Genomic DNA, 19,166 nt, shown 5'->3' with positions numbered 1-19,166 from the left:
ATAAAATTAACTTTGCAGCAAAAATTAAAACATAAATTATGGGATCAATAAATAAGCGCCTTGATTTGTATGAAGGACATGATCATTATTTAATTGATGAATTACTCACTGAGGAACATTTATTAGCTAGACAAGCAGTCAGAGATTGGGTCAAACAAGAGGTAAGTCCGATCATAGAAGACTATTCAGAAAGGGCAGAATGTCCTGCACATTTGTTCAAAGGACTGGCTGAAATTGGTGCTTTTGGTCCAAGTCTACCAACAGAATATGGTGGTGGAGGTATGGATGAAATCTCATACGGTATTATTATGCAGGAATTGGAACGTGGAGATTCCGGAATTCGATCTATGGCTTCAGTTCAAGGGTCATTAGTGATGTACCCGATCTATAAATATGCTTCTGAAGAGCAAAAAAGAAAATATTTACCCAAATTGGGTAATGGTGATTTTATTGGTTGTTTCGGCTTGACTGAACCTGACTTTGGGTCTAATCCCGGAGGTATGATTACGAATGTTAAGGACGATGGAGATGCTTATATTCTCAATGGTGCCAAGATGTGGATCACGAATTCTCCAGTTGCCGATTTAGCCGTAGTATGGGCAAAAAACGAACAGGGAGAAATTATTGGAATGGTTGTTGAAAAAGGGACCAAAGGATTTACGGCTCCCGAAATTCACGGTAAATGGTCATTAAGAGCATCAGTAACCGGAGAACTGGTATTTGAGGATGTCAGAGTGCCAAAAGCACAGGTATTTCCAAATATTAAAGGATTAAAAGGACCATTATCTTGTCTTTCAAAGGCTAGATATGGCATTGCCTGGGGAGCGTTAGGTGCAGGCTTGGATTGTTATGATACCGCTTTGAGATATTCAAAAGAGCGGATACAATTCGGCAAACCACTCGCTGGATTCCAATTAACGCAAAAAAAATTGGCTGAGATGATTACTGAAATCACAAAAGGTCAATTGTTAGCATGGCGTCTGGGAATGCTAGCCAATAAAGGCAAAGCTACTCCGGCACAAATATCCATGGCTAAACGGAATAATGTACATATAGCTCTTAATATAGCCAGAGAAGCCCGTCAGATTCTAGGTGGAATGGGTATCACAAATGAATACCCAATCATGCGTCATATGATGAACCTGGAGACGGTATTGACTTATGAAGGGACTCATGATATACATTTGTTGATTACAGGTATGGAAGTTACCGGGATCAATGCTTTCGAATAGTAAGTAAAGGTGAAATAATTATTGGGTTCATTTCAAACCCATAAATTGTTTGCTGATCATATTGTAAATCGAACAAATCTTAGATTTTTCTTAGATAGATTTAGAAGTGGATTTCAGTTCGTTTTTAGATGAGAAAAATTGTACGAAACAACACTCGCTTTTGAATCGCTATTTTGATTTTTTTTGTCTTGCTTTATTTAGATAAGGATGCAAGAATACAGAAAGCAAAATGAGTAAGACACCAAAATAAAACCATGCATTCATTTGTCGATGTTCGTGTAGTATTACAATGGAAAGAATAATGCCATAAATAGTTTCCAGATTAAATGTCAGCATAGCAGAGAAAGCGGAAATATGGTGTAGTGATTTCAAGACAAGAACATAAGAAATTACAGTACAAAATAAAGACAAAATGATTAAATAAAATAAATCCGAGTTATTGGGAAGGAATTTGGCTTCCGGATTTATGTTGTAATAAAAAGGCAACATTAGTGTTATGAAAGCCCACACTGCAAATAATTCAATCCAGGTAATACTAATGGAATGCAATGATTGTACAAATTTTTTGTTGAGCGTGGCAAATATCGCAGAAAAAGCAGCAGCGATTAGTCCCACAATAAATCCGAGTTTGTATTGGGTAGAAATATTTTGAATGATTAATAGAATTCCAGGAATAATGGCAATTCCGATTAATGCATCTTTCCAAAGTATAGATTTTTTATTGAACCAAGCATCACAAAAAACAGTCATAACGGAAATAGTTGCTAAACAAATCATTGCAACGGATGAGTTCGCTAATTTTATGGAGCCATAAAAACTAATCCAATGCAATGCAACAATGCATCCGATTCCCGCAAAAATGGCAAACGATCGTTTGGTTATATGTTTAAAACCATTGGTATAAAACATATACGGAAGTAGCATTAACCATGTCAAAAGTGAGCGCCACCAAACTAAGGTTATAGCAGGTAAGTCTATAACATAACCAAGGATTCCAGTGAAACCAAAAAGGAAGACTGCAATGTGTAAATAAATATATGATCTTAAAACAATATTCATAAATCAATTACACCATTTCATGCATAAAAGTAAATCATTAAATTGGATTCACCTATGAATTCATGATTCAATTCCAATAGTGAAAAAAAAAAGAATTTTGTTGATTATATGTTATATTTTTGCGGTCCTAAATAAAAAAGACATGAGTATTTTACAAATAGGAGATCGCGCACCAAGTTTTAATTTATTTTCATCTGAAAAGCAGGAAATTAATCTTCAGAGTTATGCAGGAAAAAACGTAGTATTATTATTTTTTCCATTAGCATTTTCAGGAACGTGTACTAAGGAAGTATGTTTGATGCGGGATGATATAAGCAGATACAATAATATAAATGCAGAAGTCATTGGCATATCAGTAGATAGTGTATTTACACTAGCTAAGTTCAAGGAAGAAAATGCCTTGCCATTTACCCTTTTATCAGATTTTAACAAGGTGGTTATTAAAGCTTATGGATGCTTGAGAGAAGAGTTTGCATTTGGATATAAGGGCGTTGCCAATAGATCTGTATTTGTAATTGATCATGCAGGAATAATAAAGCACATAGAAATTTTGGAAAATCCGGGAGATTTACCTAATTTCGACGCAGTAAATGAAGTATTGAATTCTTTAAATTAATACATATGACTAATTCTAGTACTCAACCATGGACAGACCTTGAAGATGAGGTTATGTTGGAAGAAGAGATTGGAGAAATTTCAGAATTAATTGTTTATAACGATGATGTTAATACATTTGATTGGGTCATAGAATGTTTAATGGATGTTTGTAAACATACCTTAGAACAAGCTGAGCAATTATCTATGCTTGTACATTTTAAAGGTAAGGCTATTGTTAAAACCGGTGTTTTGGACATACTACGTCCCATGAAAGACGCTTTATGTGAACGCGGTTTGTCAGCAGTTATTGAGACCATCAAGGTCTAATTCAGATGCCAGTCTTCCACATCCCTGAAGACGAGATTATTTTTCCACATCCAAGTCAGGCAGAACCCGATGGTTTATTGGGCATTGGTGGTGATTTAAAGATTTCAAGATTATTATTAGCCTATCAGAATGGGATTTTTCCATGGTATTCAGAAGGTGAGCCGATAATGTGGTGGTGTCTTACACCCCGATTAATATTACGTCCACAACAGGTTGTTATTTCAAAAAGTATGAGATCCCTCTTCAGAAGAAATTACTTTCGAATAAGTTTTGATACTCATTTTAAAGACGTGATGATAGCTTGTCAAAATATTTCAAGAGAAGGGCAAGAGGGTACCTGGATTCATGCAAACTTAATTTCTGCATTTTGTGAATTGCATGAAAAAGGTTTAGCACATTCTGTAGAAGTGTGGCATAATGAAGAACTGGTAGGAGGCTTATATGGTTTGGCGATAGGTAAAATGTTCTGTGGAGAATCTATGTTTGCTAAAATCAGCAATGCTTCCAAATTCGGGCTTATTTGCCTATCCCAATTATTGGTCCAGAAAGGATTTGAATTAATAGATTGCCAACAAGAAACGCCTCATTTAAAATCAATGGGAGCTGAATTAATGAATGCAGAAGATTTTTTTAATTTCTTAGAAACGAATAAGACGTATAAAATTCAACCGGTTAAATGGAAATCAACGAGCTAATAGTTGAACTTAACTAAACTTATTTTAGAAACGATTTTAATTTTTTCTCTAATTCGAATTCATCCCCAGCTACATAACCACTGTGAGTGTATAGGATATTCCCATTCTTATCGACGACAAATGTTTGAGGTATAGATTGGAAATTAAGCGTTCTCATGCTTTCTTTATTGGAATCAGATAAAAGTGTGTATTTCCATTTTTTTTGTTGCGCCAATGGTTTTACTTTATTCAATTGCTGGATATCATCTATGGTAATAGCGATTACTTCAATGCCATCTTTTTGCCAAGAAGAATACAATTCATTCATGGCATCTAATTCTTTTTTACAAGGTGAACACCAAGTGGCCCAATAACTAACCACAGTCAATTTGTTTTTACTAAAACTGGCATTTAAATCAACTTCTTTGCCGTCTAAATTTTTTAATTTCAGTGCAGGAAATTTTTTGTCTAAAACAGTGAACGACATGGCTATTAAGCCGACAGCAAAGGTTAAAAAAAGTAATTTTTTCATTTAATTGTTTGATTTGACGATAGAAACGTAAAATTGATTGAAATAATCCATTACTTTAGCCTTTGAAAAACAATTTAACGAATGATTAACCATATTCACAAGATACTGCTATTCCTTTCCATATGGTCTGTTAGCCTTGCAATTAGCGCTCAGGAGAGCTTGATTTTAGGCGGTGGATTTCAAACCAATGCAAACCTTTTTATTAGAGACAGTTCCATAGGAGCCGCTAACATTCCTCAATATGATCATCAACTTTTTGGTGCAGAAAGCTGGCTGGATATTAATGCGTCATATCAGGGTTTTAATGCCGGTATACGCTTTGATTTATTTAATAATTCTAATCTTTTGGATCCTAAACAATCCTATACTGATCAAGGTATAGGCAGATGGTTTATTAATAAGCAAGTAGATCGCTTTGACATTACTGCAGGATATATTTACGATCAGATTGGTTCAGGTATTATTTACAGAGCTTACGAAGAAAGAGCTCAACTCATTGATAATGCTTTGGTGGGTATATCCTGTAAATTCAATTTTAATAATAACTGGAGCCTCAAGGGGTTTACCGGAAAACAGAAGAATTTATTTGAGCAGTATAACTCCATTATCAAGGGTGTATCATTAAATGGGTTCTATAAGCCAACTGACACTTCATCCTGGTCCATAGCACCTGGTTTTGGATTTGTCAATCGAACGATCGGAGATCAGGTAGTTCAGGATTTAGTGACGATATTAAGTGGTTATTTACCTGTAGATCAGGTTACACCGAATTATAATACCAATGCGATCAGTGTATTCAATACATTAACTTATAGAGATTTTAGTTGGTATGTAGAAGCAGCTTATAAGCCAGATGATTTATATTACGACCCCACTGCAGTGAGATCTTTGGGAAAGGGCAATACCGATTTGGGTAAATATGTGAAGCAAGATGGGAGTGTATTTTACACCAGTATAGGATATGCGGCTCATAATTTAGGTATAACCATAGAAGGTAAACGAACAGAAGCCTTTGACTTTAGAGCTGAACCTACCTTGACCTTAAACAAGGGTCTTATCACCTTTATTCCTCCAAGCTCAAAAATCAATACGTATCGATTAAATTCCTATTACTATCCAGCTACACAGTACCTGAGTGAAATGGCATATCAGATCGATTTGAAATATGGTTTTGGGGATCATTGGAATTTTTCTGTAAACTTTTCTGATATCAGGGATAAAGATTTTTCAAAGGAATTTTATAAAGAAATTTATGCAGAAGTCTTGTATAAAAAACCTGGATCCTGGCAACTTTCCGGAGGATTACAACACCAACGATTTAATCAGGAAGTGTATTATGGTAAAGGTGGTCAGCCTACTATAAAAACGATTACACCGTTTGCTGAGTTTTTGTACAAATTCAGTCGCAAAAATTCAATTCGGGTTGAAGCCCAATATATGGATAATAAAGAAGATATTGGCTCATGGGTTAATGGATTGGTTGAACTTGGATTCTCACCGCATTGGTTGATTGAAGTTTCAGATATGTATAATGTAAAGCCGACGCATGACAAGAAAGCTATTCATTATCCAGCATTCGGTATTGTTTATAATTATGGCAGCAATCGATTTGGTATTAAGTACGTTAAGCAATTAGAAGGTATCGTTTGTTCAGGTGGTATTTGCAGATTGGAACCTGCATTTAGTGGAATCAGAGCATCTATTACGTCTAGTTTTTAATTTTGTAGAAAGCAATAAAAGTAATTGATCATGAAATATTTATTTGTAAGTATTATTTTAATATTGACTTTAAGCCAATGTGCTGATTGGGAACAGGTCACCCAACTGAAAGTAAATCCGGGAATTATTTCTAATCGGGTTGTTTTAGTTGAAGATTTTACGGGAGCATCATGTACCAATTGTCCGGGAGCGGCATCAACACTAGAAAGTTTATTAGAAAAATATCCAAATAATCTCATTGTGGTAGGTGTTCATTCCAGATTTTTAGGGTTGCCAGCAAAATCCGGTGATCCTAATTTTGTGACACCAGAAGCTGAGGACATTGAAAAATTTTTAGGTGCTTGGGACGGAAAACCAGAAGCAGCATTTAATCGCAGATTATTTCCTAATGAAAAAAAGATTAGAATTGGAAAACCGGATACATGGATTTCTTATTTAGAACAAGAATTGGTAGTTGCACCAAAAGTAGATTTAAACATCAATGTAAGCTTTGATGAAACGACACGCAATGTGCACATCGTACTTAAAACAAAAGCACTAAATGCAATTGCTAGTAAATTGCATTTGCACGTAGCACTTACCGAATCAAATATCATTGCTGATCAAAAAAGTTTAACGGGAATACTTTCTCCTTATACTCATAATCATGTATTGAGAAAATTAATTACTCCAACATCTGGAGAAAAAATTGCTGATCAATTAGATTTAAATGCAACAGTAGAAAAATCATATGATTTTGTACTTCCAACCGATGCAGTTTTGTGGCAAGCAGATCGATGTAGTGTGATCGCATATGTGTCTGAAGATGAAAATTCAAAGTATATACTTCAAGCAGCAGAAAGTAAAATCAAGTAGAAAGTACTAATACCAAATAATCTAGTATAAAATTCTAAAATCAGGCATTTTTGACTGTGCTTTGATGGTATTGGAAAATGTTGTATCTTTGGGCTTTCCTGTTAGCACCCAATGCCAAAGAAAAAATAATTTTTATAGATTTTGACTTTTAAAGAATTTAATTTACATCCAGATTTATATCAAGGTATCGAAGCCTCAGGATATACTTCACCAACTCCTGTTCAAGAATTAGTTATCCCATCTATTTTATCCGGGAGGGATATTATTGCATCAGCCCAAACGGGGACTGGCAAAACAGCAGCGTTTTTGTTGCCTATGATCCATCACTTGATTCAGCATAAACATGATCATAAAGTAAGTGCCTTAATTATAGTACCAACACGTGAACTTGCCAAACAAATTTCACAACACATAGAAGGCTTTACTTATTTTACAGAAATTAGTTTTATTGCAATCTATGGTGGGAATGATGGCCAGAATTTTGTAGCTGAGAAGAAAGCTTTACAAATGGGTGCTGACATTGTCATTTGTACACCTGGAAGATTGATAGCACATCTTAATATGGATTATTTTGATCTCAAGGGATTGCAGTGGTTGGTATTGGATGAAGCCGATCGAATGCTGGATATGGGATTTCAAGAAGATTTGGCAAAGATTACGAGTCTCCTTCCAGTGAGTAAGCAGACCCTTTTATTTTCTGCAACTATGCCAGATCGGATTCGGCAGTTAGCCAGAAAAATTCTTAAAAATCCAATTGAAGTAAATATTGCGATTTCAAAACCACCCGAAAAGATTATCCAAAAGGCATATGTTGTTCATGAAAATCAGAAATTGAATTTAGTAAAACACATATTAAAAAATTCGGCTTATAAATGTGCATTGGTTTTTTGTAGTAGAAAAGTAAGTGTTAAGGAATTAGCTAAAGAATTATATCACGCCCGATTCAATGTTGCAGAAATTCATAGTGACTTAGAACAACGTCAGCGTGAAGATGTATTATTAGGTTTTAGTAGTGGTAAGATTCCTATATTAATTGCTACAGATATTTTGAGCAGAGGTATTGATATAGATACGATTGATTTGGTGATTAATTATGATGTACCACATGATGGAGAAGATTATGTGCATCGGATAGGGAGAACTGCAAGAGCTGAAGCGGATGGTGTTGCCATTACGATTATCACAAAAAAGGAGCAAGCATCTTTTGCAGCCATTGAAAAATTATTGGACAAAGTCATCCCGAAGGAAATGGTACCAGCAGAATTAGGTCCTGCCCCTGAATACAATCCCTTAGAAGTGATTAAAACCAAACCCAATAATCGATTTAAATTCAAAAAGAAAACTAAGGCAGTACAACGATAATTTGTTTTTCAATTAATTCCTGAAATTTTATTGTTTGAAATTGTATTCTTTTTAAAATTGATTTTTTATATTTTAAATTAAAACAATTCTTATTATAGATTTTAATATTTTATTTAAACCAATGTTGGTTTAGAACAAAGAGATGAATTAGTTGATTTCTAATATCAAAATGGAATAAAAGTCTTTTATTCATATTCATATAGTTGGAAAAATAATTTTAGTATCTAGCCATTTATATTTGAAAATAATATTGTTAAAACACTTAATTTATCAAGATTAATACTTGATCGTGTTAAAACAATGTTAAAAGTAATCTTTATGATTAAAATTGCATGATGCATCCAAAAAATTATTAAAAATTAATGATTTAATAATATTACTTTTGGTTTTTAAATTTGAAATACAAAAAGATGTTTAATAAACATTAACATCATGCAAATATTACCACACTTCACTAATGGACAAGACATTCAGCAATTATTGATATGCATTTCTGTTTTTACTATTTGTTGGAATTTGGAAAATATTTATGGTGTAACAAAAGATTATAAGAAATGGGGGCATGATTTCAATAATGCTTTATTTGTAATACCTGGTTTTATATTGCAATTGGTATTAGGCTATCTTTTTATTAAAATCTTATTGATTGAAAATAGTCATCAAGTTGGAGTGTTGCATTATTTTTCATTAGATAGTACGTTAGAACAATTAATAGGGACCTTTATTTTTTTGGATTTTACTTATTATATTTATCATTTTCTGATGCATAAGGTTAAATTAGTTTGGCCTTTTCACGCAGTACATCATAGTGATACCGTTTTGAATGTAAGCACTTCTCTTAGAGAACATCCTGTAGAGACTTGTATTCGATTAGGACATTATATGTTAGCTGCATGCTTTTTAGGTCCAGCATTTTGGATAGTGACCTTGCACCAATTTGTGCAAATAATTAGTAAAATTGTAATACATTCAAATTTTAGGTTACCTGAAAAAATAGATAAATATTTGTCATACGTCATACTCACACCTAATATGCATCATGTTCATCATCATTATGTTGAACCTTATACTGACAGTAATTATGGAGACTTGTTAAGCATTTGGGATCGAATGTTTGGTACATTTACCTATTTAGATAGGCATGAAGTTATCTTTGGATTAGATAAAACCATTGAGAGATCTTTGAAATTTAAAGATTTGATTAAACTACCCTTCAATGATAAAACGCTCTAAAATTTTTTTAGAACAAAAGACGGCTAAGTAAGAAAATACTACTGCACCAATAATGTCAAAAGAGTAATGAATATGCTGTATCATTACTAGGAATCCAATGACGATACTGCTTATTAAAAATATCCAACGAATATTTGGTTTTTCTATGACAAGCCAAGGAATAAAAACGGAAGCAAAATGTCCTGAGAAAAACAAATCTTTTTTGATGAAATGCTGGTAGATACCTAGCGTTTCAATAAGTGGATCTTTTAGTGGTATTAATAGTGTAGGTTCATTCAAAGGAACAATGGTGATGCAAATTGCCCTAAACCAATACATAAAACCAAAACTAAAAAGCATCATTAAAAACAGTTTAGGATGTTGTAAAAAATAATACGATCCAAAAAGTATAGCGCCATAAAGTATAAAGAATATCCAAAAAGAAACATCTAATGCTGGTAAAAAATCCATAAAAGGATCATAGGGGATAAAGCCATTCCGAGTTTCAAATTTAGGTACATAATGAACGGTCAAATAGATCGAACTGCAAAAAAAAACTAATCCAACAAGTAAAAGTATTGGGTAATTATCTTTTTTGTGTACGCCTTTCCAAGCCTTCATTTGTTATTTTTTTTGAATGCAAATCATTTGAATTAATTTCTAAAATAATTTATTTTGTAAAATTGAAATCAAAATACATCAGAAATGAACGCAATCTGTGATATATTGTTTCAAGATAAAAAGTATTATTTTTGATTTATATAATTTTACAGAATTAGGAATTTAACTTACTTTAAGCATTTTGTAAAATGCTGGTTTATGTTCCATGATGCGTACCATCAAGTTTTCAAAAATATCTCCGTTCATAAAATACCGATTATATCGATAATTATATTCATTGATATATGCTTGAAGATGAACAACTGAATGATGTATTCCTCGTAACCATCCTTTGAATCCCATAATGTATTGATGTAATGTATCAAAATTTTTACCTTTCTTAGATTTTTTTTGTTTAAATTTTTTGAATTCTTTTTTAATAGTAAATAGCCTGTCCATTTATCAGTAGTTATTTAACTATCAAGATGTAATGCAGCTATAATAAATGGTTCTAACTCTTTTGTTCCAGCATTTTCAATGAATTTGCCATAAGCTCGTTTTACTCCATTGCCAGCTCTTTCTATTGCAAATACAACTAATTTTTTCTTTCCATGTTCTCTGCCAATTACTTTTTTCCCTTGCCTCCTACAAACGTTTCATCAATTTCTACTTCTCCTCTAGGTGGATATTTTCCACTACTGGCCATAACCTCCATTATTTTTCGTTTAAACTACCAACACGTTTTTTGCTTAAGTTGTAGCTTTCTATTCAACTCTGTTGATCTTATGCTCTTCTTAGAAGGCTGATTCAATAAATTATATAAAATCCCATTAAAATTGGAAATTTTACCAGATGAAATAATGTATTACTTGTAACTGACTCTTGATGATCGCATAAACTACATTTTCTTCCAAGTTTACCTTGCACTGCATGATATTTTGTGTTCTTGCATTTGATACAAGAATGTCCAAGACCCCTCTTTAGATTTTCTAAATGCTAATAACATGAATCAACATCGGGAATTAATTAATGAAATTCATAAATGCTCAAACTTTTTATCCATTTTATATAATTAAGCTGCTCTAAGGTAAGCATTTATTTCGTACCTTAGCCTTATAATTCAAAGTTTTTATATAGTTTGAGTTTATTAAATGTTTACTTTAGAATGAAATTAAACCTAAAGATGCTTAAACTGTTTGCTTGGTAATTTTTCCATTAGAAATGAAAAAATATATACCCATTTTACTTGCTTTTCAAATTTTGCTAATGAGTTCATTAAGCAATCAAGGTCTGAAATCACTTATCAAAATGGGATCCTTTTTTCAACATTTTGCTCACCACATTATTTGTCATCAAGAAAATATCAATATTGTAGAATTTGTGCAATTGCACTATTCCGATCATGAACACCAGAAGACAGACCATCACAGTCATGAAAACCTCCCATTTCAAAACAAGGATCATGATCAACAAAATATCTCTTCACAAATGCCTTTTTTGCTTCCGCGTCTAAATAACATAGTTGCATCTAAAAAAATGAAGATTGTATCAAATTCGCTGATTTTACGATCCCAGCAATTGCATTCATCAGTTTATTCTGGAGATATTTGGCAACCTCCAAAGGTATAATACCCTCCTTCTGATTCGTGCAAAAGCGCGATTTACAATTCCAATTTTTATTTTCAAAATCAATACCCTGCGTTGCACTTTGACACGAAGGGTTAAAGATTTAAACAATTTAATTCAATAGCAATGAAAAATATGATGCTGCCATTGGCGGCTCTCTTTTGCATCCTGTTTGGATGCACTCACTCACACGAAGCTAAAAGCGGTCATACCTACGATTCAGAAGGAAATCACATCGAATCTAGCGAGCCAACGCTCGAACCACTCGCTTTCACGATATACAGTGACAAAACTGAACTTTTTGTGGAGTTCAAACCGCTCGTTGTAGGAATTGAAAGCCGCTTTGCCGCGCATTTCACGGCACTCGGCGAACTGTTCAAAGCTATCGACGAAGGACAAATTAGGCTAACTCTTGTCGAGACAGGTGATTCGCAAACCATCATTTCCGAAAAACCTGAAGTGCCGGGCATTTTTCGTTTGCGGATGACACCTAAAAAAGCGGGTGTTTTCAAATTAGTTTTCGATATTAAAACACCTAAGTTTACTGACAAAATCATCATTGAAAATGTAGAGGTTTTTCCTGACGAAAAAACGGCAATTGAAAAACAAGAACATGAAGTTACTGGTGGTAGTGATATCTCTTACTTAAAAGAACAGGCTTGGAAAGTAGAATTTGCAAATGCACCGGCAAAAGTTGAACCGTTTTCTGAAGTTGTGAAAACGAGCGGGCAAATTCTTGCAGCACCGGGGGATGAAGCCGTTTTGACAGCACAAATTAGCGGTATTGTTTCTTTTAAAGGGAAAAACATGGTGGCAGGAACTACCTATGGAAAAGGTGCAACGCTTTTCACGGTAAAAAGCAATGAGGTCGTAAAAAGCAATTTGGGCTCAGCAGTCCTACAGGCAGAGAGTAATTTGACCATAGCAATAAAGAATTTCGATCGGGCGAGTGAATTAGTGAAAGACAAAATCATTTCCGAAAGGGAATTTTTAGAGGCTAAACGTCAACTTGAAAATGCCCAAAACCAACTCTCCAATTTTTCCGTTTCTAAAAAATTCAACCAAAACAAGCAAAGTGTTACTTCTCCTATTGGAGGTTATTTGAAAAACGTAATGGTCGAAAACGGGCAATTTGTGAACGCAGGTCAGCCTCTTGCCACCATTTCAAAAAGCAAAAGACTCTTGTTACAAGCGAATGTCTCTCAAAAATATTTCCCAAAACTAACTTCGTTCACTGCAGCCAATTTCAAAACTGCAGACGGAGGGCAGGTATTCAATACCCGAAATTTGAATGGACTTGTCGTTTCGACCGGAAAATCAGCAGAGGTAGGTTCTCCTTTTTTGCCAATTCATTTCGAGATAGACAACAAGGGAAATTTCGTTCCCGGGTCGGTAGTCGAGGTGTTTTTACTGTCAGACACAAAGCCCACTTTGGTCATCCCTACTTCAGCACTTTTGGAGGAACAAGGCATTTTTTATGCTTATGTCCAAATGGATGGTGAGCGTTTTCAGAAACGGGAACTTAAAATAGGCCCATCCGACGGGAAGAATGTGCAAGTTCTTGCTGGTATCACCGAAGGTGAACGGGTGGTAACGAAAGGCGGTTATCAAATCAAATTGTCAACTGCTTCAGGAACACTTCCGGCGCATGGACATGAACACTAAATCTTCAATATCATGCTTAACAAAATAATACTTTTCTCACTTAGAAACCGATTGTTGGTAATCGTAGCAACAGTTCTACTCATTGTTTTTGGTTCACTTGTCGCCTCACGAATGGAGGTGGATGTATTCCCAGATTTAACCGCCCCGACCGTTGTTGTATTGACTGAAGCGCACGGTATGGCACCAGAAGAGGTTGAAAAATTAGTCACATTCCCTCTTGAAACCGCCGTAAATGGGGCAACAAACGTTCGTCGGGTGCGCTCATCATCATCGGCTGGCATCTCGATTGTTTGGATTGAATTTGAGTGGAACACTGATATCTTCAAAGCCAGACAAATCGTCAACGAAAAAATTATAGCTATTGCTGAACGTCTTCCAGTAGGCGTGGGCAATCCAACCATGGCACCACAAGCAAGCATCATGGGTGAAATTATGCTCATTAGTTTGACAGGTGACAGTACTTCACAAATGGATTTACGGACGCTTGCCGATTGGTCAATTCGACCTCGATTGCTCGCTACAGGAGGTGTAGCGCAGGTCGTTGTCATCGGCGGTGAGTTCAAACAATATCAGATATTGGCTTCACCACAAAAAATGAGTGCATTTGATGTAACACTTTCCGAATTGCTCAAAGCTTGTCAAGAAGCCAACGGAAATTCGTCAGGCGGTTTTTTAAATGATTTCGGTAATGAATATATAGTCCGAGGTATTGGTAGAACTAGTGATTTAGAAGAACTTGGAAAATCCGTCATCAAGACTACCCCGGAAGGAACTGTCAAAATCGAGGACGTGGCGACACTCAAAATAGCGGCAGCCCAAAAAATCGGTGACGGCTCACTTCAGGGCAAACCGGCTGTGATTATGACTGTGATGAAACAGCCTGCCACCAATTCGCTTTTGCTGACGCAAAAAATTGATGATGCAATCTTGGATTTGCAAAAAACGATGCCTATCGACGTAAAAATCAATACTCGCATTTTCAGGCAGGTGGATTTTATAAACGCTTCAATTTCAAACATCCAAAAAACACTTTTGGAAGGAAGTATTTTCGTGGTTGTTGTATTGTTTCTTTTTTTGATGAATTGGCGCGCAACTGTGATTTCGTTACTTGCCATTCCTGTTTCGCTGATTGTCGCTATTTTGACCTTGAAATGGCTTGGTTTCACCATTAACACAATGTCATTAGGCGGTATGGCAATTGCTATTGGTGCACTCGTGGACGATGCTATTATAGATGTGGAAAATGTTTTCAAACGTCTAAAACAGAATGCTACAATGCCCATTTCGGAGCGAAAAGCTGTGCTACAAGTAGTATTCGATGCATCAGTGGAAATCCGAACAAGCATCATCAATGCTACCTTCATTATTATCGTGGCGTTTTTACCACTGTTTTTCTTGTCAGGTATGGAAGGTAAATTACTTGCTCCATTAGGTATTGCATTCATCGTATCGTTGTTTGCTTCTCTTATTGTTAGCATCACCTTGACTCCTGTTTTGGGCAGCTATCTTTTATCGAACGAAAAAATGTTAAAAAGACAGCACGGCGAAAGTTGGCTTGTCAGTAAGCTTCAAATTGGTTATTCTGGCCTTTTAAAAGGCGTTATGAAAGCCAAAAGCACAGTGCTCGCCGTCTCGTTTTTGATGCTGTTGGTAGCTCTATTTGGGCTTTCAAAATTGGGAAGGAGTTTCTTACCTGAATTCAATGAAGGATCACTGGTGATTTCGGCGGTCAGTTTGCCAGGCATTTCGTTGGAAGAAAGCAACAAAATAGGCTCATACGTAGAGCAGGAATTATTGAAAGTCCCAGAAATTCAAATCACTACCCGCCGCACAGGTCGAGCAGAACTTGACGAACATGCCCAAGGCGTGAATGCTGCCGAAATTGATGCGCCCTTTATTTTGAAAGATCGCAGTCGGTCGGAATTTATGGCTGATGTACGGAAGCATCTCGCCAACGTTTCTGGCGTGAATATCACCATTGGGCAGCCCATCGGTCATCGTATCGACCACATGCTTTCAGGCACAAGAGCGAATATAGCCATCAAGATTTTTGGAACTGACTTGGCAAAACTATTCTCACTTTCCAACGAAATCAAGACGGCGATTACCCCGATTTCTGGTCTTGTGGATATAAGTGTGGAGCAACAAATTGAAATTCCTCAGGTACAAATCAAAGCAAAAAGAGATTTGCTCAACCATTATGGAATACCTATTGGACATTTCAACGAGTTCGTTGACGTGGCTTTTGCAGGTGAAAAAGTGTCTGAAATTTATGAAGGAAACAAAAGTTTTGACTTGATTTTACGATTCGACGATGCCAATCGGGGCAATATCGAGAACATTAGAAATACAATGATTGATGCAGTTAATGGGCAAAAAATACCTTTGAGTTATGTGGCAGATGTTGTTTCAACTTCAGGGCCGAACACGATAAATCGAGAAAATGTGCAACGCAAAACCGTTGTATCTGTGAATGTAGCTGGTCGTGACCAAAAGAGTACCGTAGATGAAATCCAGAAAATGATTGCAGAAAAAATCACACTACCAGAAGGCTACCGCATTGAATACGGTGGTCAGTTTGAAGCTGAAGCGGAAGCTTCAAAAACGCTATTGGCAACTTCGTTACTATCGCTATTGGTGATTTTTCTTTTACTTTTTCAAGAATTTAAAAGTCTCAAAACAGCTTCAATTATCTTGTTGAACTTGCCATTGGCTTTGATTGGCGGCGTTTTCAGCATTTGGATCACTTCTGGCATTTTGAGTATCCCAGCAATTATCGGTTTTATCACCTTGTTTGGTGTAGCTACTCGGAACGGTATTTTGCTCGTTTCCCGCTATAAAAATTTGCAAGAAGAAGGCAAACCGCTCCTTGAAACGGTCTTGGATGGCTCGGTAGATCGACTTTCACCGATTTTGATGACAGCTTTGACGGCTGGACTTGCTCTCATCCCGCTTGCCATTGCTGGGGATTTACCAGGAAACGAAATACAAAGCCCCATGGCAAAAGTGATTTTAGGTGGTTTACTCACATCTACTTTGCTCAATATTTTCATTGTGCCGGTAGTCTATTTTCTCACTAATAGAAAAAATTGAAATGAAATACAAAATAATGATTTTGAAAGTGTTGGTATTGGCATTTTGTTTCAATGCCAATGGTCAATCTAACCTAGAAGCTGTTTTGGTTTCAGTTGAAAAAAACAACAAATTGCTCATGTCGAACCGACAATTTTGGGAAGCTAAAAAACTGGAATACAAAACAGGTTTGACGCTGCCGAACCCGACCATTCAAGGACAATTTCTTTTCGGTTCGCCGGAAGCAGCTGGAAATCAAACCGATTTTTTTGTTGTACAGCCTTTCGATTTCCCGACGACATACAAAAAACGAAAGGAATTGGCGGCAGTTCAGGGTGCAATCTCTATTTCGGAATTTGCTGGACGTCGACAAGATATTTTGCAAGAAGCCAAATTAGCCTGCATTGAAATGGTATATCGAAACAAGTTGAAAATCCACTATGAACGACGAAAATTGGATTTAGAAAAACTCCAAAGCGATTTTCAGACTAAACTCAACAAAGGAGACGGAAATATTTTAGATGTGAACAAAACGAAGTTGCAACTTTTAGAAATTAACCAATTAAACATAGAAAACAACGTTGAAATTCAAAAACTGCAAATGCATTTGATTCAAATTAATGGTGGTGAAGTAGTAGTTTTTCAGGACACGATTTATCCAACACTACCAGAATTAACAACTTTTGAACAAGTTGAAATGGAATATAAGACTGCTGACCCAATGCGCCAAACATTGGAGCATGAACAGCGTATTGCTGAAAAACAACTTGAATTGAGCAAGACATGGCGACTTCCGAAATTCGAAGTCGGATACCATTATCAAGGCATTTTGGGGCAACGATTCAATGGCATCCATGCGGGTTTGACACTTCCAATTTGGGAACAGAAATATCGCAAAAGGGAGCAACAAGCAAATGTTCTATTCACCAATTTAAAATTGCAAAGTCACTTGAACGAGCATTTTTTTGAAATAAAAGAACTGTTTGATCGACAAGATGCGCTCAAAAAATCATTTAATGAATACAGTTCTGTAATAGCATCAATCAGCAATATCACTTTATTAGATAAGGCTTTACGCTTGGGCGAAATCACGGTGATTGAATATTTTTTAGAAACGAGTTTTTACCAAAACGCCTTACTACATTTATTGAAATTGGAGAAAGAATATCATGTGACTTTGGCAGAAATAATGAAATACAGATTGTAAATTCGAGAAGAAAATTTGTGAAGTGAATATATAGTTTTTGTATATTTATCAGAAATTAAATTTATAAAGGGTTAAATGGATTATGATACAATCATGGCTTAAATTTTTTGTAGGCAATAGAATGGATAATTGTGAGATATTTTAGGACACTGTTTTGATTTTGCATTAATGGTACCGCCGATTTGTTTTCTTTCAGACACACCAAAAGCATTTTCAGAAGTTCACCGCATTTTAATACCATAAGGAGTAATATTGCTAGGCATCATTGATAAAAACACCGTCCTCAGAAAGAAATATGAAATGGAAAAATCCGAAAATAAATTTTATAGGGATGCTCATTTTTATTCTCCCCAAGAGATAGCTGAACTCATAAAACAAGCGGGCTTTCACCATTTTTCTTATTGGCAGACGCTGACAAAGTCCAAAGTAATTGAAATAGAACAACCGCAACAAGGATTTGGAAAAGGAAGTTTTGTAGTGATGAAAGCAATTAATAATTAACCATAAAATAAATAGAAATGAAAATTTTAATCTTAATCAACGATGCTCCATATGGAACTGAAAAAGCTTACAATGCTTTACGACTTGCCAACCAATTAGGTAAGGATAATGAAACTGTAGAAGTAAGAATTTTTCTAATGGCAGATGCAGCAAGTTGTGCGGTTGCAAATCAGACTACACCAAATGGCTATTATAATATTGAAAAAATGATGAAACTTTCACTAATTAAAGGAGCGAAAGTAAAAATATGCGGCAGTTGCGCTGAGGCCAGGGGACTGAAAAACGTACAATTAATAGATGGAGCCGAGATGAGCACAATGGCAGAACTGACTAATTGGGTTGTAGACAGTGATAAAGTGCTTGTTTTTTAATTTTCTGGATGTCTTTACATGTTCAATATTTGGCATAAAGTCAATTGAAGGAGGCATACTTTAATTAAATCTTAACAATTCATTTTTTATTTATTGTTAAATATTTTTATAATATCTATATAATTGATAATCAATATTATAGATCATATTTTGTAATAATATTATTTATTCGTTATTTTTATAACTTTAGGAACAATGAAATAAATTCAGGAAATTGATTAATTTTGCATTGTGAAACTATTTTCATTATTCTTTGCTTTGTATTTTTTTGGACTTACTTTGATGCCCTGTGGTGATGAGTATGATTGTAATCAAGTTACATTGAATTCGGATATAAATAATAGTGATCACGAAAAGCACAACCATGAATCTGAAAATTGTTCGCCCTTTTGCTTTTGTTCATGCTGTGGATCTGTATACACCCATATTTATATTCCTATTTATATTCCAATAAGGAAAGTAGAACTTTCAGAGACAATTTGTGAATATAAAAATGGTTATATTCAGAATATCTATTTCAATATCTGGCAACCGCCAAAAATCAGCTAATGAATT

Annotated in this window: 18 protein-coding genes and 1 pseudogene; 15 read left to right on the top strand and 4 right to left on the bottom strand. The window is 35.2% G+C overall.

Annotated features, from left to right (window positions below):
• Positions 1-38: 38 nt before the first annotated feature.
• Positions 39-1,232 (top strand): acyl-CoA dehydrogenase family protein, encoded by a 1,194-nt coding sequence (locus IPK88_03800; protein MBK8242525.1) that lies wholly within the window; start codon positions 39-41, stop codon positions 1,230-1,232.
• 168 nt (positions 1,233-1,400) lie between these two features.
• Here IPK88_03800 and IPK88_03795 read toward each other — a convergent pair whose 3' ends face one another.
• Positions 1,401-2,291, bottom strand: a complete 891-nt coding sequence (locus tag IPK88_03795; protein MBK8242524.1) for a DMT family transporter — start codon at positions 2,289-2,291, stop codon at positions 1,401-1,403.
• Positions 2,292-2,433: 142 nt separating this feature from the next.
• Between IPK88_03795 and IPK88_03790 the strand changes: the two genes are divergently transcribed.
• From IPK88_03790 to IPK88_03780, 3 genes are read left to right on the top strand one after another with little or no spacing between them, the layout of a single operon-like run.
• Entirely contained in the window at positions 2,434-2,907 is a 474-nt protein-coding gene (locus tag IPK88_03790; protein MBK8242523.1) for a redoxin domain-containing protein, read from the top strand.
• Between the two features lie 5 nt (positions 2,908-2,912).
• On the top strand, positions 2,913-3,215 hold the full coding sequence (locus tag IPK88_03785; protein MBK8242522.1) for an ATP-dependent Clp protease adaptor ClpS: 303 nt from the start codon (positions 2,913-2,915) through the stop codon (positions 3,213-3,215).
• A 5-nt stretch (positions 3,216-3,220) separates the two neighbouring features.
• Positions 3,221-3,910, top strand: coding sequence for a leucyl/phenylalanyl-tRNA--protein transferase (locus IPK88_03780; protein ID MBK8242521.1), 690 nt, complete (start codon positions 3,221-3,223; stop codon positions 3,908-3,910).
• A gap of 19 nt (positions 3,911-3,929) precedes the next feature.
• Here the strand turns inward: IPK88_03780 and IPK88_03775 are convergent, their stop codons facing one another.
• A complete protein-coding gene (locus tag IPK88_03775; GenBank protein ID MBK8242520.1) occupies positions 3,930-4,421 on the bottom strand; it encodes a TlpA family protein disulfide reductase in 492 nt (163 codons plus the stop codon).
• 81 nt (positions 4,422-4,502) lie between these two features.
• On the opposite strand from IPK88_03775, the gene IPK88_03770 reads away from it, so the two are divergent.
• The 4 genes from IPK88_03770 to IPK88_03755 all read left to right on the top strand — a co-directional run bounded on the left by IPK88_03770 (position 4,503) and on the right by IPK88_03755 (position 9,590).
• A complete protein-coding gene (locus IPK88_03770; GenBank protein MBK8242519.1) occupies positions 4,503-6,140 on the top strand; it encodes a hypothetical protein in 1,638 nt (545 codons plus the stop codon).
• A 30-nt stretch (positions 6,141-6,170) separates the two neighbouring features.
• Positions 6,171-6,995, top strand: coding sequence for an Omp28-related outer membrane protein (locus IPK88_03765; protein ID MBK8242518.1), 825 nt, complete (start codon positions 6,171-6,173; stop codon positions 6,993-6,995).
• 141 nt (positions 6,996-7,136) lie between these two features.
• Complete coding sequence (locus IPK88_03760; GenBank protein ID MBK8242517.1) at positions 7,137-8,357, top strand: DEAD/DEAH box helicase; 1,221 nt, start codon at positions 7,137-7,139, stop codon at positions 8,355-8,357.
• Positions 8,358-8,789: 432 nt separating this feature from the next.
• Complete coding sequence (locus tag IPK88_03755) at positions 8,790-9,590, top strand: sterol desaturase family protein (GenBank protein ID MBK8242516.1); 801 nt, start codon at positions 8,790-8,792, stop codon at positions 9,588-9,590.
• Here the strand turns inward: IPK88_03755 and IPK88_03750 are convergent.
• Together IPK88_03750 and IPK88_03745 are read right to left on the bottom strand one after the other, a co-directional pair.
• Positions 9,564-10,190: a hypothetical protein gene (locus IPK88_03750; GenBank protein MBK8242515.1), complete on the bottom strand. Its 627-nt coding sequence runs from the start codon at positions 10,188-10,190 to the stop codon at positions 9,564-9,566. The genes IPK88_03755 and IPK88_03750 overlap by 27 nt on opposite strands.
• Positions 10,191-10,352: 162 nt before the next feature.
• Positions 10,353-11,264, bottom strand: a pseudogene (locus tag IPK88_03745) (IS1595 family transposase).
• Positions 11,265-11,435: 171 nt separating this feature from the next.
• On the opposite strand from IPK88_03745, the gene IPK88_03740 reads away from it, so the two are divergent.
• The 7 genes from IPK88_03740 to IPK88_03710 all read left to right on the top strand — a co-directional run bounded on the left by IPK88_03740 (position 11,436) and on the right by IPK88_03710 (position 19,160).
• On the top strand, positions 11,436-11,798 hold the full coding sequence (locus IPK88_03740; protein ID MBK8242514.1) for a hypothetical protein: 363 nt from the start codon (positions 11,436-11,438) through the stop codon (positions 11,796-11,798).
• Positions 11,799-11,921: 123 nt separating this feature from the next.
• Positions 11,922-13,460 (top strand): efflux RND transporter periplasmic adaptor subunit, encoded by a 1,539-nt coding sequence (locus tag IPK88_03735; GenBank protein MBK8242513.1) that lies wholly within the window; start codon positions 11,922-11,924, stop codon positions 13,458-13,460.
• Positions 13,461-13,472: 12 nt separating this feature from the next.
• Entirely contained in the window at positions 13,473-16,553 is a 3,081-nt protein-coding gene (locus IPK88_03730) for an efflux RND transporter permease subunit (GenBank protein ID MBK8242512.1), read from the top strand.
• 1 nt (position 16,554) lies between these two features.
• Positions 16,555-17,739: a TolC family protein gene (locus IPK88_03725; GenBank protein MBK8242511.1), complete on the top strand. Its 1,185-nt coding sequence runs from the start codon at positions 16,555-16,557 to the stop codon at positions 17,737-17,739.
• 300 nt (positions 17,740-18,039) lie between these two features.
• Positions 18,040-18,240 (top strand): hypothetical protein, encoded by a 201-nt coding sequence (locus IPK88_03720; protein MBK8242510.1) that lies wholly within the window; start codon positions 18,040-18,042, stop codon positions 18,238-18,240.
• Positions 18,241-18,257: 17 nt separating this feature from the next.
• Positions 18,258-18,611: a DsrE family protein gene (locus tag IPK88_03715; protein ID MBK8242509.1), complete on the top strand. Its 354-nt coding sequence runs from the start codon at positions 18,258-18,260 to the stop codon at positions 18,609-18,611.
• Between the two features lie 231 nt (positions 18,612-18,842).
• On the top strand, positions 18,843-19,160 hold the full coding sequence (locus tag IPK88_03710; GenBank protein ID MBK8242508.1) for a hypothetical protein: 318 nt from the start codon (positions 18,843-18,845) through the stop codon (positions 19,158-19,160).
• The last annotated feature ends 6 nt before the right edge of the window (positions 19,161-19,166 follow it).

The sequence above is a fragment of the Candidatus Defluviibacterium haderslevense genome (assembly GCA_016712225.1).
GTDB classification, from domain to species: domain Bacteria; phylum Bacteroidota; class Bacteroidia; order Chitinophagales; family Saprospiraceae; genus Vicinibacter; species Vicinibacter haderslevensis.
The sequence above is the reverse complement of the archived record's forward strand: the minus strand, read 5'-3'. Positions and strand labels throughout refer to the sequence as shown.

Bases quoted from the DNA above. Each gene is read 5' to 3' on its own strand.
- IPK88_03715 (MBK8242509.1), top strand. From the start codon at position 18,258: ATGAAAATTTTAATCTTAATCAACGATGCTCCATATGGAACTGAAAAA.
- IPK88_03790 (MBK8242523.1), top strand. From the start codon at position 2,434: ATGAGTATTTTACAAATAGGAGATCGCGCACCAAGTTTTAATTTATTT.
- IPK88_03725 (MBK8242511.1), top strand. From the start codon at position 16,555: ATGAAATACAAAATAATGATTTTGAAAGTGTTGGTATTGGCATTTTGT.
- IPK88_03730 (MBK8242512.1), top strand. From the start codon at position 13,473: ATGCTTAACAAAATAATACTTTTCTCACTTAGAAACCGATTGTTGGTA.
- IPK88_03780 (MBK8242521.1), top strand. From the start codon at position 3,221: ATGCCAGTCTTCCACATCCCTGAAGACGAGATTATTTTTCCACATCCA.
- IPK88_03720 (MBK8242510.1), top strand. From the start codon at position 18,040: ATGGAAAAATCCGAAAATAAATTTTATAGGGATGCTCATTTTTATTCT.
- IPK88_03795 (MBK8242524.1), bottom strand. From the start codon at position 2,291: ATGAATATTGTTTTAAGATCATATATTTATTTACACATTGCAGTCTTC.
- IPK88_03765 (MBK8242518.1), top strand. From the start codon at position 6,171: ATGAAATATTTATTTGTAAGTATTATTTTAATATTGACTTTAAGCCAA.
- IPK88_03775 (MBK8242520.1), bottom strand. From the start codon at position 4,421: ATGAAAAAATTACTTTTTTTAACCTTTGCTGTCGGCTTAATAGCCATG.
- IPK88_03750 (MBK8242515.1), bottom strand. From the start codon at position 10,190: ATGAAGGCTTGGAAAGGCGTACACAAAAAAGATAATTACCCAATACTT.
- IPK88_03770 (MBK8242519.1), top strand. From the start codon at position 4,503: ATGATTAACCATATTCACAAGATACTGCTATTCCTTTCCATATGGTCT.
- IPK88_03800 (MBK8242525.1), top strand. From the start codon at position 39: ATGGGATCAATAAATAAGCGCCTTGATTTGTATGAAGGACATGATCAT.
- IPK88_03755 (MBK8242516.1), top strand. From the start codon at position 8,790: ATGCAAATATTACCACACTTCACTAATGGACAAGACATTCAGCAATTA.
- IPK88_03740 (MBK8242514.1), top strand. From the start codon at position 11,436: ATGAGTTCATTAAGCAATCAAGGTCTGAAATCACTTATCAAAATGGGA.
- IPK88_03785 (MBK8242522.1), top strand. From the start codon at position 2,913: ATGACTAATTCTAGTACTCAACCATGGACAGACCTTGAAGATGAGGTT.
- IPK88_03735 (MBK8242513.1), top strand. From the start codon at position 11,922: ATGAAAAATATGATGCTGCCATTGGCGGCTCTCTTTTGCATCCTGTTT.